Origin of the sequence: Kitasatospora sp. NPDC004799, from assembly GCF_040609095.1 — a bacterium.
Lineage (GTDB): Bacteria > Actinomycetota > Actinomycetes > Streptomycetales > Streptomycetaceae > Kitasatospora.
On sequence record NZ_JBEXJK010000774.1, the window covers coordinates 1 to 1,582 of the forward strand.

A 1,582-nucleotide genomic window follows, 5' to 3' on the forward strand; every position below is an offset into this window, starting at 1 on the left:
CCTGGAGCGGCGTCGCCCTGCACGCCGACGGCGCCCGGGCCCTGCGGGTCCGGCTGGCGCCGGCCGGCCCGGACGCGGTCGCTCTGACGCTCGCCGACCAGGACGGCCGGCCGGTCGGCTCGGTCGAGGCCCTGGTGGTCCGCCCGTTGTCGCCGGAGCAGGTGCGGGCGGCCGGCGCGGCGAGGATCGAGTCGATGTTCGCGCTCGGGTGGGCGCCGGTGGCGGAACCGCCCGCCCCGGAGCCGTCCGACTGGGCGCTGATCGGTTCGGACGCCGACGGCCTGCGCGGCCTGGAGGACGCCCTGTCCGCTGCCGGCGGCCTGGTGCACCGCCACCCGGACCTGGCCGAGCTGCTGGCCGCCGTGGACGCGGGCGTGCCCGTCCCGGAGACCGTGCTGGTGCCGCTGGCCGGGGCCGCGGGCGACCTCGCCGGGGCCACCCGCGACGTGCTGGGCGAGGCCCTGGCCCTGCTGCAGCTGTTCGCGGCCGACCGCCGGCTGGCGGCGAGCCGCCTGGTGCTGCTGACCGGGGGAGCGGTGGCGGCGGGCGCCGGCGAGGAGGTGACCGACCTGGCCGCCGCGGCGGTCTGGGGTCTGGTCCGCTCGGCGCAGTCCGAGGAGCCGGGCCGGTTCGCCGTGGTGGACCTGGACGGCGACGAGCGCTCGCGCCGCGCGCTGGCCGCGGCCCTGGCGGCGGACGAGCCCCAGCTGGCCCTGCGCCTCGGCGGCGCCCTGGCGCCCCGGCTGGCCCGGGTCGCGGCCCCGCGGACCGGGGCAGGTGAGGCCGGGGCCGTCGAGGCCGGTGCCCCCTTCGCCGCCGACGGCACCGTGCTGCTCACCGGTGCGACCGGCGCCCTCGGCCGGGTGCTCGCCCGTCACCTGGTCGCCGGTCTGGGCGTGCGCCACCTGGTGCTGGCCGGCCGGCGCGGCCTCGCCGCCGAGGGCATGGACCGGCTCGCCGCCGAGCTGGCCGAGGCGGGCGCGAGCGTCGCCGTCGAGGCCTGCGACGCGGCCGACCGGGAGGCGCTCGCCGCCCTGCTCGCCCGGATCCCGGCCGAGCACCCGCTGACCGGGGTCGTGCACGCGGCCGGGGTCCTGGACGACGGCGTGCTGTCCTCCCTGAACGCGGAGCGCCTGGAGCGGGTGCTGCGCCCGAAGGTCGACGCCGCGCTCAACCTGCACGAGCTGACGAAGGACCGGGGGCTGGACTCCTTCGTCCTGTTCTCCTCCGCCGCCGGGGTCTTCGGCAACGCCGGGCAGGCGAACTACGCCGCCGCCAACGCCTTCCTGGACGCGCTGGCCCGGCACCGCCGGGACCAGGGCCTGCCCGGCACGTCCCTGGCCTGGGGCCCGTGGGCGGAGGCCGGGATGGCCGGCGCGCTGGAGGACGGCGACAGCCGCCGGATGGCCCGGGGCGGGGTGAGCGCCCTCGCCGAGGCCGAGGGGCTGGCCCTGTTCGACGCCGCGCTCGGGCTCGCCGAGCCGGTGCTGGTCCCGGTCCGGCTGCCGTACTCGGCGGCCTCGACGGTGAGCAGTCCGGACGGGGCCGGCTGGCCCGTGCCCGTTGCGGAGGCCCGGTCGAC

At 80.0% G+C, this 1,582-nt stretch carries 1 protein-coding gene; it reads left to right on the plus strand.

The window, feature by feature from the left end; all coding sequences use genetic code 11:
* A partial coding sequence (locus ABZW03_RS40710) for a beta-ketoacyl reductase (RefSeq protein WP_355269896.1) occupies positions 1-1,582 on the plus strand: 1,582 nt, incomplete at both ends.